Source organism: Kribbella sp. CA-245084 (genome assembly GCF_050942355.1).
Lineage (GTDB): Bacteria > Actinomycetota > Actinomycetes > Propionibacteriales > Kribbellaceae > Kribbella.
The window spans coordinates 1,290,373-1,305,013 of sequence record NZ_CP192053.1 but is presented as its reverse complement, the minus strand read 5'-3'; the positions used below and the strand labels follow the sequence as shown (position 1 = coordinate 1,305,013).

Sequence of the window (14,641 nt, the reverse complement as noted above, 5' to 3'; positions counted from 1 at the left end):
GACGACCCGACGCCACCCGGGCTGGGGAACTTCCTGATCAAGGCCGGTGGCCGCCGACGCCGGCATCGCGGTCGTTCGTGGCGCTGTTCTCGGGATCGGGCTGATCGTGTGGAGCGCGCTGCGGCTCGGCACCGCCTGGGCCGGTACGTCGACCGGCATCCCCACCAACCCGATCGCGCTGCTGTTCGGGCTCGCAGGCGGAACCGTCGCCTGGCCGAGGCAAGCCACCTACGCACTCGTCGGCGTCCTCGTCGTGGTCGCGATCCTGGCCGTGCTCGCCGCGTTCGCGGTACGGCGGATCCGCGGCGGCCGCCGGTCCCGGGTCGACCCCTCCGCCCGGCACCTCGGCCGCGGCCGCGACGTCGAGGCCACCTCGAAACCGGCCGTCACCGCCACCGCGAAACGGCTCGGCGTCACCAGCGACAACCCCGGGGTGTTCCTCGGCCGAACCGTTGCCGGTGGCATCAATGGCGGGGCTGCGGTGTACGGGTCGTACGAGGACATGATCATCGACATCGCCGGCCCCCGGACCGGGAAGACCACCTCGCGCGCGATCCCGATGATCGCCGAGGCGCCCGGTGCGGTGATCGTCACCTCCAACAAACGCGACATCCTCGACGCCACCCGCGCGCTGCGCGAGGCCGGCGACCAGGGCAAGGACGGCGTGTGGGTGTTCGACCCGCAGCGCGTCGCGGCCGAGGAACCCACCCGGCGGTGGAACCCGCTCAGCTACGTCGTTGACGACGACACCGCCCGCGAGCTGGCCCAGCACTTCGCCTACGCCTCCCGGGCCGCCGATGCCCGCGCCGACGCGTTCTTCGACTCCGCCGGCATGCAGCTGCTCGCCTGCCTGCTGCTCGCCGCGGCCCGCGCCGGGCAGCCGATCAGCAGCGTCTACTCGTGGCTCACCAACGTGAACTCCACCGAGCCCGAGGAAGTGCTGCGTGATTGCGGCGACATCACCCTGGCCAAGGCCCTCGAAGCGATCCGGTCCGCGCCGGAGCGGCAGCGCGGCGGCGTGTTCGGCACCGCGCAGCAGATGGCCAGCTGCCTCGCGTCCAGCCGCGTCGCGGCCTGGATCAACCCCGGCCCGGTCCCGCGGCCGCAGTTCGACCCGGACCAGTTCGTCCGCCGCGCCGGCACCCTCTACAGCCTGTCGCGCGAAGGCGCCGCCAACGCCGGGCCGCTGGTCACCGCCCTCACCGCGGCCGTCGTCAAGGCCGCCGAGGACTACGCCGTCACGTCCCCCGGTGGCCGGCTTCCCGTGCCGATGATCGGCGTCCTCGACGAAGCCGCGAATGTCTGCCGCTGGAAAGACCTCCCCGACCTGTACAGCCACTACGGATCGCGCGGGATCGTGCTCGCTACGATCCTGCAGTCCTGGGCCCAAGGCGTGGCCTGCTGGGGCGAGCGCGGCATGGAGAAACTCTGGTCCGCCGCCAACCGGCGCATCTACGGGGGCGGCGTCGACGACGTCGCCTTCCTCGAGCGGCTCACCAAGATCATCGGCGACCGCGAACTGCTGCGCGGGTCGACGTCGACCAGCAAGGACGGCCACTCGGTCAACCGGTCCCTGCACCGCGAACAGATCCTCGACGTCGCCCATCTCGCCGCGCTGCCCGCCGGCCGCGCGATCGTGTTCTCGTCCGGGTCCCGTGCGACCCTGGTCCGGGCCATCCCCTGGATGGACCGCCCGTACGCCGACCAGATCCGCGCCTCCATCGCCCAATTCGACCCCGGCGCCCGCAGTACCGCCGTACCGCCGTACCGCCCAACGCAGCGAACCAGCCGACGGGAGAGCCCTCGTGACGCAGCTGTCCGACACCGATTGGGAAGACCCCACGGACAGCAGCGGCAGCGGTCACGACGTCGACGAGCTCGAGGCGGAAGCCGCGGCCAGCGGCGACGTGCTCGACGCCGCGGCCGCCGAACAGGCCGAGCCGCAGACGTACTTCCAGACCCTGCCCGAGTTCGTCGACCAGTTCCTGATCAAGGCGTACCGGCGGCCCGTCACCGCGTCGACCGCCTGGTGCCGCGAATGGTGGAAACACGGCGAGGCCGTCTGCGTCCTGTCGGCGCTCTGGCGCGCCTGGGAAGCGCTTCGCCTCGAACCCGGCACCGGCATGTCCGTGTGGTGGCGCGACCACTGCTACCCGCACATGAACAGCCTGATGAACCCCCAGGGCACCTTCAACAAGTGCACCCTCGACGGCCACAACAAGAACGGCAAGGGCCTCGAACCGTTGCCCTGGGCCACCCCACCGGCTGCGCTGTACGACCCGCTCACGTACGGCGGGTGAGGTCAGGGGCTTGGCTCAGCTGGCACTCGCTGTGCGCCGCGGTAGCCGGGGCCGCCGGCGAGCGAGACGTCAGCCGTGGATGACCTTTGCCAGGGCGTCGAGCACCTGGCAGAGGTAAGGAGTCAGCGCGACTGTCAGGTAGAGCGCCCGGTCTGAGGTCGGAGAAGAGGGGGGCGGCCCCGGGATGTGAGGAGGGGCGGGCTGAGCCAGCTTGGACCGCTTGGACTTCGTGTCCGTTCAACGCGGCCAGCACATTCACCGTTTCTGCCGTGGACAGTAACACCGGCGCCTCGGTAGAAGGAATGGTATACAAATGAGTCTCCCACTCGATCGTGCCGGTGTACCGCTAGGGCCAATTGGTTCGCCTCTCACCACGACGCTGTCCGGACAGTGGATCAGCCAGAGGCGAGTGGTCATTGATCCCGACACGGGCGTCCGTGAGATCGAGGTGGTCCGACGGTTCATTCAAGAACGCCTCTACGTGCGAACCGCCGACTATGGCGACGTTCCGATCCTGTTCAGCCTGTCGGGAGCGCCAGTCGACCCCGTCGATTCCTAGTAGCGGCCGGCGGTTCGCGACAAAAGCATCACACCAATGCCAGATGGCACTCGGCCGTGAAGCAGAACGCAGGAACCAACAAGAACCGTCGAGCAAACGGACGGCAGCTCTAGGCTAAGCCTGATACAAGTGTTCGATTCTGACCTTTGGTGACACGCGCTGTAGCCGTCGTCAAGACATGATGCGATGGTGGCCTGTAGGGAATGGTCTAGGCCAGGGGGAATTGTGGACAAAGCCGCCGATGGCAGATGCGATTCAATCACTGCGCGTGGAGCTTGCCATGGCTATCGATGAGGGCGCAGGCCATGTCACCGGAGCCGCAGTGTCGCCGTCCTGGCGTCTCATGCCAACCGTCATTGCGAGCCTGGTCGGGATCGACGTCGTCAGCCGCGAGGCTGTCTGGGCCTCGGGTAGTTTCCTCGGCCCCGGCCTCGGAGAAGCTGAAGGTCCTGGAGTCGTGGTCCGGACGGTAGATGGCGGCGCATCCTGGCAGAACGTCACCCCGCCAGGTGGCGAACGTTCGGCCTTTCATGACATCGAGGCGTTCGACCGCGACCACGCCGTCGTGCTGGCGATCGGTTCTGGAAAAAAGTCGAAGATCTATCTCACCGCCAATGGCGGCAAAACCTGGAAGCTGGTGTTCGAAAACCAGGAGCGAAACGCGTTCTACGACGGCATCGCGTTCTTTGACCGGGATAACGGCATTGCGCTGAGCGACCCTGTCGGGGGCCAGTTCCGCATCCTGACCACCGGTAACGGCGGCCAGAGCTGGAAGGTTGCCCCCAGCAATGCAGAGCTAAAGGCTCGGCGCAACGAAGGTGTCCATGCGAGCGGGACCTCTCTAGTCACCAAGGGTCCTCAGGACGCATGGTTCGGCACGGTGCTACCAGGAGCGAACTCACGGGTGTTCCACACGCCCGACCGTGGTCGCACGTGGTCGGTGGCCGATACTCCGATATCCGCTGACCTAGGGGCCGGCATCTTCTCATTGGCCTTCTGGGACACCAAGCAGGGCCTCATCCTTGGAGGTGGTAATCCTGTCGGGAACGATCCAAGCGTGGTCGCTAGGACCACTGACGGGGGCATGACCTGGTCGCGAGTCGGATCACCGGCCAGCTTCCGCACCAACATGGCCCTGACGGACAGAATGGACAGCGCCGTCGCGGTTGGCTTCACCGGGAGCGACTTCACCACCAACCGTGGGGATACCTGGCAACTGTTCGACCAAACCGACCTGCGCGGTGTCGACTGCAAGCAGAACGCAGGTTGCTGGGCCGTCGGAAAGAACCTCACCGCCGCCAAACTGATCACATGACGACCGCCGGCCCCGGGGCCGGACCGCAATCGCCTCGGACCGGACCGCTCGACCAGTTCAGTGAACATAACCGTCCCACTTCGGCTCATACCTGCAGCCGCCCGGCAGAGCTGATTCCGCCGGGATCGACTCGACGGCCCGAGTCAGCTCGACGTCGACCGGCCCCACCAGGTCAGCCCGAGAACTCCAGGTCCAGGGAGAGGGAGCGAACGATGTCAGAAGCAAGAGCAGGCTCGCGAGCACTGTCCGCGGCCACCACACTGGCCGTCGTGATCGCTGGGACGGTGATCGCCATGGTGGCACCCGCCCGGGCCGGCGCCGTCCCTGCAGCGGTTGCTGTGAAGACGACTCTCCATTGCGGCGACACGATCACGGCCGACACCAAACTGCACGTCGATCTCGTCAACTGTCCAGGCGACGGCATCGTCATCGGCGCCGACAACATCACGCTCGACCTCAACGGACACACCATCGACGGGGACGGCCTACGGTCCGAGTGTCCCGACGGGCCCTGCGACATCGGGGTATCGAATCTGGACGGCCACGACCGCGTGACCGTCACCGGCGGGAAGATCCGCCAGTTCAGGGCCGGAGCGTTCGTCGCGGGAGGTGCCGCTCACAATCGTCTCCGTCAACTGGTGATTGCGGACACCAACGACGCCGGGGTCATCTTCGCGGACACCACCGACAGCATGATCGAGAAGACTTCGGTCGCCGGAAGCCTCGGTTTAGGCATCGTCCTGGCTCGCGTCGATGACAGCTCGATCGAGACCAATGTGGTCGGCGGCAACGACGAAGGCATCGGCGTCTTCGACAGTTCCCGCAACACTATCCGCGGAAATGCCGTGTCCCACAACGCCGGGGCCGCGATCGACATGGGCGGCGCCACCACCGCCAACCGCGTACAACACAACCAGCTGGCCGACAACGGCGACGGGATCATCCTCCAGGAGGTCGCCGGCAACCTGATCAGCGGCAACGTTGTGACCGGGACGGGATTCTTCGGCTCCGCGGAGACGGGCGGATTCGGGATCATCCTCGACGGCGCCAACCGCAACACGGTGGACCGGAACACCGTCACCGGCGGTCGTGGACCGGCCATCCTGGTGCTGACTCTCGATTCACCGACCGCTCCCGAGGGCAACCTCATCTCGCGGAACACCGTCAACAGCAGGCAGAGCGATGGGATCTACGTCGGCAACACGGCGATCGCGACCGTCGTGGAGCGCAACACGGCCAACCGCAGCGGCAATGACGGCATCCACGTCGACGGGCCCTCGACCAGGCTCACCCGGAACACCGCCAACAACAACCACAACCTGGGAATCGAAGCCGTCCCCGGTGTGATCGACGGCGGCGGGAACCACGCGAGCCACAACGGCAACCCCGCTCAGTGCACCAACGTCGTCTGCTGACCCCGGAAACGACCCAGCGCGGTGAGCCCAGATCTAGGCCCACCGCGCTGCCGCCGTGACACACGGCTCAGGCTTCCGGGGTCGGCGGGCCGTCGGCGAGCAGTAGGTAGTGCGCGCGGCGGGCGTCGGTCAGGATCTTGGCGGCCGGTGCGCTGGGCCTCCGAGCCGCGCGGGCGACCTGCCGGGTGGCTGATTGCAGCACCTCGATCAGTCCGCTGAAGTGCTTGTGGCCGTCATGATTAGCTCGCAGATAAGCAGCCCTACGTCAGGTGCGATCTCCCTTTATGCTCCTTATTGACCTCGCGCGGGCTTGATCAGAAGGCCGAGCCTTTCCCCAGCGCAGCGCGGGCGGTCCTCCACAGGATCGTCAGGTCTAGAGCGAAGGACCAGTTGTCGGCGTACCGCAGGTCGAGGCGCATCGACTCCTCCCAGGTCAGGTCGCTGCGGCCGCTGACCTGCCACAGGCCGGTCAGGCCCGGTTTCACCAGCATCCGCCGCGCGTCGTTGATCGCGTACTGCGCGACCTCGGCCGGTAGCGGCGGCCGCGGTCCGACCAGTGACATGTCCCCCCGGAGCACGTTCACCAGCTGGGGCAGTTCGTCGATCGAGAATCGCCGCAGGTACTTGCCGACCTTGGTGATCCGTGGGTCATCGCGCATCTTGAAGAGGATTCCGTTGCCCTCGTGAAGCGCGTGTAGCTCGGCCTTGCGCGGCCAGCACCTCAGCGAAGAGGCTCTCCTTGGCGCCGGTCACCGGGTCGTAGCGCCACGGGTCGGTCGGGATGACCAACACCTTCTGCGTTTCGCAATTGTGGCCGATCGAACACTGCCCCAGCTGCCGGAGAGGCCCGGGGCTACCGGATCGAGCGCCTCCTCCAGCAGCGCGTCGGCAACCGTTTGAGCGACGGCGTCAAGGGAAAGCAGATCGACCTTGGCAGGGCCGTCGAACCAGAGCGACAGGGCGCTTGGGTCGATCATGAGGTGCCTCCGAACCATAGCCGCGCGCCGCGCTGAGCCAGCTCGCGCTTGCGCTCGTCGTAGTCGGGCATGACGCGGGCGAGAAGCTGCCAGAAGGCCGGGCCGTGGTGGGCTTCGCGCAGATGCGCCAGCTCGTGGGCCAGAACATAGTCGACCAGCTGCGGTGAGAGTTGCAGGGTTGCCCAGTGGATGCGCACACGCCCTCCGGCGGTGGCGCTACCCCACTTGTGGCCAAGGTCAGCGACCTCGATGGCCACGGGTTCGACGCGCAGGCGTTCCGCCCATGCGCGGACGCGGGGACGCAGCCAGGTCTCGCCACACCGCTGGTACCAGGCGATCAGGTGCACCGGGCCGTCTGCGGCGAGTTCGCTGGGCATGACCAGTCGGCCGCGCTCGAGTCGCACCGCGCTGTCCGTCTTGGCGAGTTTGAGCCTGTGGCTGCGGCCGAGATACAGGAAGCCTTCGCCGTCGACGAGCTCCTTGGTGACCGGCTCGTTCTGGAGCACTTCCTTTTCGGCGAGCTTGCGGTAGACCCAGTCGCGTTTTGAGGCGAGGAATCGCGTCAGCTCGTCCGTTGCGACATCACCGGCCGCCCGCAGTCGCAGGGACCCGTCGGCCTCGATGGTGAGCTTGGCCTTGCGGCTGGCGCCGCCAGTCTCAACCGGGACGCGCAGTCCATCGAGGTGGAGCACGGCGGCACTCATGGGCGCGTCCCTCCGGCCGCGCGCTGGGCGATCAGAGGCCGATTAGCACGGGCTAGTTCCATGACCTTGTCGGCGACGGCGGCCTGCTCGGTGAAGGGGAACAGATCGCGGTCGTCGAGGGTATGAATGATCTCCTTACGCAGCTCGTCCTGGGCGTGGGGGTTGTGCCAGAAGCGGATGAGGCCGGCGTGATCGGTGAGCTCGACGACGATCTCCTCGGCCAGGTGCGCGATGTCCACGCGGATCTCGTCGGGCAGGCTCGCGTCGGTGGCGAACTCGCCCTCCAACAGCCCGTAGAACCGCGCCACAAGGGGATCCTCATGGGCACGATCCGCGCCACCGGACTCGTCGGTGGCATCCCCGAGCAGCACCTCTAGCGCCAGGCTGAGCTGCTCCCACTTGCCAGTGAGTGTCTTGAGGATTTCATCGAGGCGTTCGGAGAGCTTCGTGTAGCGGGCCGGGTCCTCGTCGAAGTTCTTGCGGATGTGAAACCGTAAGGCGTGTTCCATCTCCGACGCCTTGGCCTTATCCGAGGTGAGGCCCTTGACCTTGGCTAGGAAGTCCGGCGCGGTGATCGAGACAGGTGGGATCTTGGTGGCGATGTCGAGCGAGGTGACGTGCTCGTCGATGAGCGCTCGAACCTTCTCCCCGTACAGCGACGGATCAAAGTCGCCCATGCCGTCGTCCCGGTAGCGCCGACGTGCGACCTTCTGGATGATGCCCAGTCGCTTGGCGTCGCCCACGAACGGCAACGCGTCAGGGCGCGGCAGGACGGTGTCTAGCGTGGTCAGGAACTGCTTGAGCAGCACGCCAAAGCGAGCACGCAGCGCCTCGTCGGAGAGGACGTCTACGCAGGCCTCGATGTCCTCGTCGGTGTCGAAGGTGTCGATGCCTGCCTGCGCGAACACAGCCACTGTCCTGGCATGACGGTCGCGCAGATTGGGGACTTCGTCGGTGATCGAGGCCAAGGCTCCGATCGCGTCTTCGGCATCTTCTGGTGCGTACGCCTGGAGCGCCTTCTGTAGGTGGGCGCCGACGCCGAAGTAGTCGACCAGGAACCCCGCGGCCTTGCCCTGCGCGGTGCGGTTGACCCGCGCGATGGCCTGGAGTAGTTCGGCGTCCTGGATGAAGCGGTCGAGATATAGAACCTGCTCGACAGGTGCGTCGAAGCCGGTCAGCAACATGGTGCGGACAAGCAGGAACGCCACGGGACTGGCCTGTTCGCTGGTCGGGCCGAGCGACTTCTTGAAGTCGGCGATAACGGCATCCTGGCGGGCCTTGTCGGTCCACTGGACCCAGGTCGGATCGTCGTTGTTGCTGCTGGAGATGACGGGCACGAAGTCGAGGATCCGGATCAGTTCCAGATACGGCCGCGCCCGAACCAGGACCTGCCGGCGCCGGTCGAGTCCGTCGATGTCGAGGCTGCGATCGGCCGCGCCATTGACGAGGTGTCCAGGCAGACCTTCGATTTGGGTCACGAGGTCGTCGCGGGCAGCCAGCAACGCGTCGCGGTAACGAACTGTCGCTAGGCGGCTGGTGGCGGAGAGCTGAGCCTTAAAGCCACCGGGCAGCACCGTCGAGACGTAATGCCACAGCACCGACTTCGCCTTGGCTGCGATGAGCTTCGGGGCTTCGAGGACGGCACCGGTCGTGGCGTAGCGGGCCTTGAGCTTCTCAACCTCCTCGGTGGTGTGTTCGGTGAACATGTCCTCGAACAGTTCGTCGAGGTCACTGCCGCCGGCCACTGCGCCCTTGGCGGTGCGGCCTTCGTAGAAAATCGGGACAACCGCGCCGTCGTCCTCGGCTTGGCGGATCGTGTACTTGTCGATGAACGATCCAAAGATCGCGTCGGTCCGCTTCTTCCCCTCGCGCATGATCGGCGTGCCGGTGAAGCCGATCTTCGCCGCGTTTGGCAGCGCGGCCATCAGGTTGGCGTGCAGGGTAGAGGTTTGGGAACGGTGGGCCTCGTCGATCAGGATGACGACGGTCTCGTCGGTATTGAGGACGCCGAGTACCTCGTTCTTCTCATCACCCGCCATGCGCGTTTCGCCCGAGCCCGAGGCGGAGTCGCGGTACTTCTGGATCATGGCGAAGACCAGGGCCGGGCCCTTCTCGGCCAGGATCGTCTTGAGCCTGCTGGTGCGACGGGCCCGCTGAACACCCTCACCAGAGAGCTTCGCCGTCTCGGACAGCTGCTTCTCCAGATCGGTCCGATCAGTGACGATCACGACCTTGAAGGCTCGCAGGACCGGATCCGAGCGCATCGCCCGGACGAGGAAGACCATCGTGAGCGACTTGCCCGAGCCCTGGGTATGCCAGATCAGACCGCCGCGGCGGTCACTCTCACCGTCGACGCCACGGGTCTTGCCGGTGCGCAGCCGCTGCAACGCCCGACCCACCGCGCGGTATTGCTGGTAGCGGGCGACAAGTTTGATCCGTCGGCCGTTGACCTCCGTGAACAGCGTGAAGTGCCGCACGATGTCCAACAGAGTCGCCGGCGTCAGCATGCCGGCAACGAGCAGCTCCTGGCCAGTCAGCTCGGCCGCGGGCTTCAAGAGATGCGCGGAAAGCTCGTCGAGTGTAAGCGGAGCGGCGTCCTTCCATTCCAGGTAGTGCTCCGGACCTGAAGTGAAGGTGCCGACGCGCGCCTTGTCGCCGTACGTTGAGACGACGAATTGATTGCTCCAGAACAACTGCTCGTTGCCCTCCGGCGCACCGAGGCCACGCTGGTTGGCGTAGCGGCGCAGCTGGTTGATGCCCTCGGCCATCGGGTCAGTGACGTACGGGCTCTTGCACTCGATCACGACCAGTGGGATGCCGTTCACGAACAGCACCACGTCAGGAGCGACGAACTTCTTCGCCTGGCCGCCGGGCTCGTCCACCCGGAACTGGTTGATCGCGAGGAAGTCGTTGCGCTCGGGGTGCTCGAAGTCGATGAAGCGGATCCGCTGCGACCGCCCCTGATCCCACTCGGGTAGACCCGACACTGACACACCCTCAAGCAGGCGCTCGGTCATCCGCTCGTTGAGCTCGATGAGCTTGCCCACTTCAGATCGCGTCAGCGACGAGACGACCTCGGAGAGACGGGAGTCGTCCAGCCATGGCGCACCATCCCGACCTGGGTTGATCTTGAGCAACGCAGCCCGCAGGCGTTCCTCAAGAATCGAGCCACGAAAGGAGTCCCGCTCTGTGACAGCGGGATCCGACTTCGAACCCTCGATGACAGCCCACCCGAGACCCGCCAGCTGATCCAGCAGGGGTTTCTCGACGTGGGTGTACTCAGGGCCGGGACTCATGACGCGGCCTCGTCTGCGAGCCGAACTCGACCTGTCAGCAGGTCATCTATTAGGCCGGCCTTGAGAAAGCGCAACTTTTCGAGTCGGTTCAACTCACTGTCCAGCGCTTCCGTTGCAGCGCGAGTTGCCGCCTCTATTCGATCCTGCTCGGATCGCGACGGTATTGGCAGTGTCAATGTCTCAACCGTAGACTTGGTTATCTTGACCATGCTGCCGGACGTTCCGCTCGCGACATTCGTGATCTGACGTCTGACTCGCTGGGTATTGAGCACGGCTGCTAGGTATGTATTGCTCACGGTGCCCGACGGAACGAGCCGCATCATGAGATCTGGGTAGTAGCAAGGGGCGCCCACATCGCGAAATACCCCGGCAAGCCCGACGAGATCTCTCGTATTCGATCGAGAGATGAGAACGTCGCCGTCGCCAAGCTGGAACGGTTGCAAACGAACGTCACCTACAGGCGCATGCTTGAGCTGTCGGGGAACGAACCCTCGGACTGTTAGGCAGCCCAATCCAAGCATGTACTCGCCGGTTGACTCATGTGCAGCTACCGGCGAGTACCCATTTTTGGGCGGAACGAGTAGGTGATGTTTTAGTCGCACGTACGATTCCTTGGGAAGATCGTCCAGCAGATCGTCTAGGGTTGCCGTATGGATCGTGACGAGCTTTTCCGTAACTGATTCGGATGCTCGTATTTGACCATCCAGCGCGGCCAAGATCTCGGCAATGCGCCGCTGCTCTTCGATCGGTGGAGTTAGTATGCATATGCCGAGGAAGCCACTCTTCGCAATATTCTTCATGCTGCCACTTGTTCCGGTCGCCAGACGCTTGATCTCTGATGCAGCACGCGACTCCAGCAAAGCATATGAAAACCATCGCGCGTCAGCTCGCGACGAATCAACCCTTATCTGCCACAATCGATCAGGTAGGAACAGCGAAGGATCGCCAGCCTCGACGTAGCAAGATTCTCCCACGAGGCGCGGAGTGTTCATCCGACTAAACAGAACTGATCCGCCGAGCACCGGCTCCGCAACTCGTGAGCGGTCCCTCTTTGCAACAACCTTATTCTCGTCAGGATCGAAGGAACCGGCACCGACAGCGCTCGTCTTCAGGACCCCGATCTCACCAGGCCCCCTGGGGCGGTCGTCCGAGTTCACGCTCACACCCGAATTGATGGTGTCGACACAGTCCGCAAGTGTCGCTTGAACCCACTCCGACCTACTCATAGCCGAGCTCCTTGAGAAACCCAGCCAACTTGGCGGCAGCGGCCTCTCGCTCGGCTTCGAGTGTCGAGAGTGGCGTCTGGTACTTATCCCACCAGATCTCGAAGGCCGTAGTCACTGCTCGTCGGTGACGGATGATCCGGTCTTGAGCCTCGGCGAGCAGATCCTGCTCCATCGCGTCGAGCACGATCTGGCGAGCTGATGAGTCATCCAGCGCCTCGCTGGCCTCATTGAGCCGGTGAGCGAACGCCGACTTGTCAGCCTTGAACTGTTTCCTGATGGCGGTCAGCTTTGTCTTGAGCTTCTTGATCTTTGCGGGCGAGAGGGCGTCTTCACTCGGCTCAGCGTCGTCCTCGTCATCATCAGAAGTGGTAGCCATCTTGATCGTGGCGTCCAGCTCAGCAACGTCCGCCTCCAGCACGGCGAGCTGGTCGAGGTACTCGGGAAGCAACGCACGGGCGACCTTGTGATCGAGCGGGTTGACCTTCGCCTTCTCCTCGTCGAGAGCGTCGAGGACGGTGGCGACCCAGGCCTCGATAAGGCCGCGGTAACCGAGCGTGGCGAGCGCCTTCAGGTCCGGGAGACTGACGCCCCACCAGGAGGCGATGATGCCGCTGACAGCGAAGTGATCCAGCAGCGGTGTCGCCTCCAGGGCGACGCGGAATGTCTCGTTGAACTCCTGGCGCAGCTCAACAAGGTCGGCAGTCGACTGCAGCTTGTCGAACCGGGTCTCCTCGGCCTTCCACCTCAGCCCGATCGCGGTGGTTACTGTCGCCTCGGCTGCGATCACGCCGTCATCCGCCTCGATCAGGCGCCGCAGGTCGCGCCGGTCGGTGACGTCGCCGCCGTATTGCAGATAGTCCCCATTCTTCGGGACAAGCAGGTGGTCGGGGTCCATGCCGTGCGCGACGAAGAGGTCCGCCTTGACTTCGACCTCACGAATGGGGATGCCACCGAAGAGATGCGCCCGCACATCGTGCGGCTCGGGTTCGGGTGTGGTGTCGACGTAGCGGCGGATGTTGAGGTTGTCATCGTTCTCGGCCAGTTCATCCCGGTTGACGACGCGGGCGAAGGCGGGGACGTCTCCGAAGGTTCGGTAGGCCGAGACGATCTTCTCGATGTGCTCGGGCTCGAGGTAGTTCTGCGCCCTACCCTCCCGGTAGTCCCGGTCGGCGTTGATGAATAGGACCCTGCCCTTGCGCTCGACAGGCTTGGAGCCGAGCGAGCGCAGCACGAGGATGCAGGCGGGGATGCCGGTGCCGTAGAAGAGCTGTGGGCCGAGCCCGATGACCGCCTCGATGAGATCGTCGTCAAGGAAGCCGGTGCGGATGCGGCCCTCGTCCCCACCACGGAACAGCACTCCATGAGGCATGACGGTGGTGACCATGCCGCCCGGACGAGTGACACCCAGCATGTGCTGGACGAACATGAGGTCGGCCTTCTTACCCTTCTCTGGCGTGTAGCCATAGCGGAAGCGCTCCGGGAACGGGATGGCATCGGCGGAGTAGTTCATCGAGAACGGCGGGTTGGTGATCACCCGATCGAAGCGCTGCAGCTCCCCGCCAGTGATGTGGGCCGGGTCTTCGAGGGTGCCGTCGTCGTTGTTGCGCAGGTCGGCGTCGGGGATGCCGTGGAGCAGCATGTTCATCTTGGAGATGGCCCAGACGCTGCCGTCCTTCTCTTGGCCGGCCAGCGCGAGGTTGCGGCCGTCGCCGCCGGACTCCTCGACGTACTCCTTGGACAGGATCAGCATGCCGCCCGAGCCAGTGCACGGGTCGTAGACGCTCATCCCGGGGCGCGGGTCGGCGATCTGCACCATCAGGCGGACGATGTCACGCGGCGTGTAGAACTCGCCACCCTTCTTGCCCGCGGAGTCGGCGAAGTCGCGGATCAGGTACTCGTAGGCCGCCCCGAGCAGGTCGGGGAACTCGAAGTCCTTCTGCCGCAGCGGCACCTTGTTGAAGTGCATGATCAACTCACGCAGCTTCTTGTCTGACATCGACGACTGGCCGATCTTGCGGTTGAAGTCGATGTGCTGCAACACGCCGTCGAGTGAGCGGTTGCTGTGCTCCAGGTCCTCCAGTGCCTTGTTGAGGCCACTGCCGACCGTCTTGTGGAGGTGGTCGCGGATCTGCTCCCAGCGGGCGCGCTGCGGGACGTAGAAGGTCTTGTAGAACGTCGGAGCCTCGGCCCGCTGCTCGGCTTCCGCCTGCGAGCGGCCACGAGCCAGCTGGTCGGCGATGACCTGCTGCTGCTCCGCCTCGAACTGATCGGAGGCGTACTTCAGGAACAGCATCCCGAAGATATATTCCTTGTAGGCCGAGGCCTCCATGGAGCCGCGGAGCACGTCAGCGGCAGCGAACAGATGCCGCTCCAGCTGCGGCAACGTCAGGCGAGGCATCAGACAGCTCGTCCTTCCTGGAACACGACAGCCCCCGGCACGCAAGACCAGGGTGGTCCATGCGGGGCTAAATGCCCAGAGCCTATCTGCAGCCACCGACAAATCGGCGCAGGCCAGGGAGGCGCCAGAGCGTCGGCCGCACACGAGTCACGGCACCGCGCCGGTCAGCGCAGCCGGCCACTCCTCGCCGATCTTCGATCTCGAACGTCGACGTCGGCACTTGAAGACCACCGGCTTGACGATGCCTGCCAGCGAGTCGACAAGGGATGATGGCCGGGTGAATTGACTCAGGGCTTCGTGATGAGCCCCGCGCTTTCCGGACAGCTCTTTGATTGGTTATTCACGCTGCGAGCTGCGATTGCAGGTACTCGTCGTGGGACTGGTGTGCGGTCACGAGGACTTACACAGCAGGGCCGACAGCTTCGCCGCAGCTAGTGCCGCCTCCGATTGG

At 65.1% G+C, this 14,641-nt stretch carries 9 protein-coding genes and 1 pseudogene; 4 read left to right on the top strand and 6 right to left on the bottom strand.

Annotation, left to right across the window (positions count from 1 at the left end; translation table 11 throughout):
* Positions 1–502: 502 nt before the first annotated feature.
* The 4 genes and pseudogenes from ACQPYH_RS06470 to ACQPYH_RS06455 form a co-directional block, all read left to right on the top strand.
* Positions 503–1,624, top strand: a pseudogene (locus ACQPYH_RS06470) (type IV secretory system conjugative DNA transfer family protein); the annotation flags it as partial.
* 31 nt (positions 1,625–1,655) lie between these two features.
* On the top strand, positions 1,656–2,300 hold the full coding sequence (locus tag ACQPYH_RS06465; RefSeq protein WP_432894353.1) for a DUF4913 domain-containing protein: 645 nt from the start codon (positions 1,656–1,658) through the stop codon (positions 2,298–2,300).
* A gap of 800 nt (positions 2,301–3,100) precedes the next feature.
* On the top strand, positions 3,101–4,174 hold the full coding sequence (locus ACQPYH_RS06460) for a WD40/YVTN/BNR-like repeat-containing protein (protein WP_432888008.1): 1,074 nt from the start codon (positions 3,101–3,103) through the stop codon (positions 4,172–4,174).
* 212 nt (positions 4,175–4,386) lie between these two features.
* On the top strand, positions 4,387–5,589 hold the full coding sequence (locus tag ACQPYH_RS06455) for a right-handed parallel beta-helix repeat-containing protein (RefSeq protein ID WP_432888005.1): 1,203 nt from the start codon (positions 4,387–4,389) through the stop codon (positions 5,587–5,589).
* A 67-nt stretch (positions 5,590–5,656) separates the two neighbouring features.
* Here ACQPYH_RS06455 and ACQPYH_RS06450 read toward each other — a convergent pair whose 3' ends face one another.
* The 6 genes from ACQPYH_RS06450 to ACQPYH_RS06425 all read right to left on the bottom strand — a co-directional run bounded on the left by ACQPYH_RS06450 (position 5,657) and on the right by ACQPYH_RS06425 (position 14,190).
* Complete coding sequence (locus ACQPYH_RS06450; RefSeq protein WP_432888002.1) at positions 5,657–5,791, bottom strand: hypothetical protein; 135 nt, start codon at positions 5,789–5,791, stop codon at positions 5,657–5,659.
* Between the two features lie 112 nt (positions 5,792–5,903).
* Positions 5,904–6,248 carry a sugar transferase gene (locus tag ACQPYH_RS06445; protein WP_432887999.1) on the bottom strand — a complete coding sequence of 115 codons (345 nt, stop codon included), beginning with the start codon at positions 6,246–6,248 and terminating at the stop codon, positions 5,904–5,906.
* A gap of 314 nt (positions 6,249–6,562) precedes the next feature.
* Positions 6,563–7,270, bottom strand: a complete 708-nt coding sequence (locus tag ACQPYH_RS06440; RefSeq protein WP_432887996.1) for a SprT family zinc-dependent metalloprotease — start codon at positions 7,268–7,270, stop codon at positions 6,563–6,565.
* Positions 7,267–10,566 carry a type I restriction endonuclease subunit R gene (locus ACQPYH_RS06435; RefSeq protein ID WP_432887993.1) on the bottom strand — a complete coding sequence of 1,100 codons (3,300 nt, stop codon included), beginning with the start codon at positions 10,564–10,566 and terminating at the stop codon, positions 7,267–7,269. The genes ACQPYH_RS06440 and ACQPYH_RS06435 overlap by 4 nt, the downstream gene beginning before the upstream one ends.
* Complete coding sequence (locus tag ACQPYH_RS06430) at positions 10,563–11,792, bottom strand: restriction endonuclease subunit S (protein ID WP_432887990.1); 1,230 nt, start codon at positions 11,790–11,792, stop codon at positions 10,563–10,565. Before ACQPYH_RS06430 ends, ACQPYH_RS06435 begins: the two co-directional genes overlap by 4 nt.
* The gene (locus tag ACQPYH_RS06425) at positions 11,785–14,190 is read right to left on the bottom strand and encodes an N-6 DNA methylase (protein ID WP_432887987.1); all 2,406 of its coding nucleotides are present in this window, start codon (positions 14,188–14,190) and stop codon (positions 11,785–11,787) included. Before ACQPYH_RS06425 ends, ACQPYH_RS06430 begins: the two co-directional genes overlap by 8 nt.
* Between the last annotated feature and the right edge of the window lie 451 nt (positions 14,191–14,641).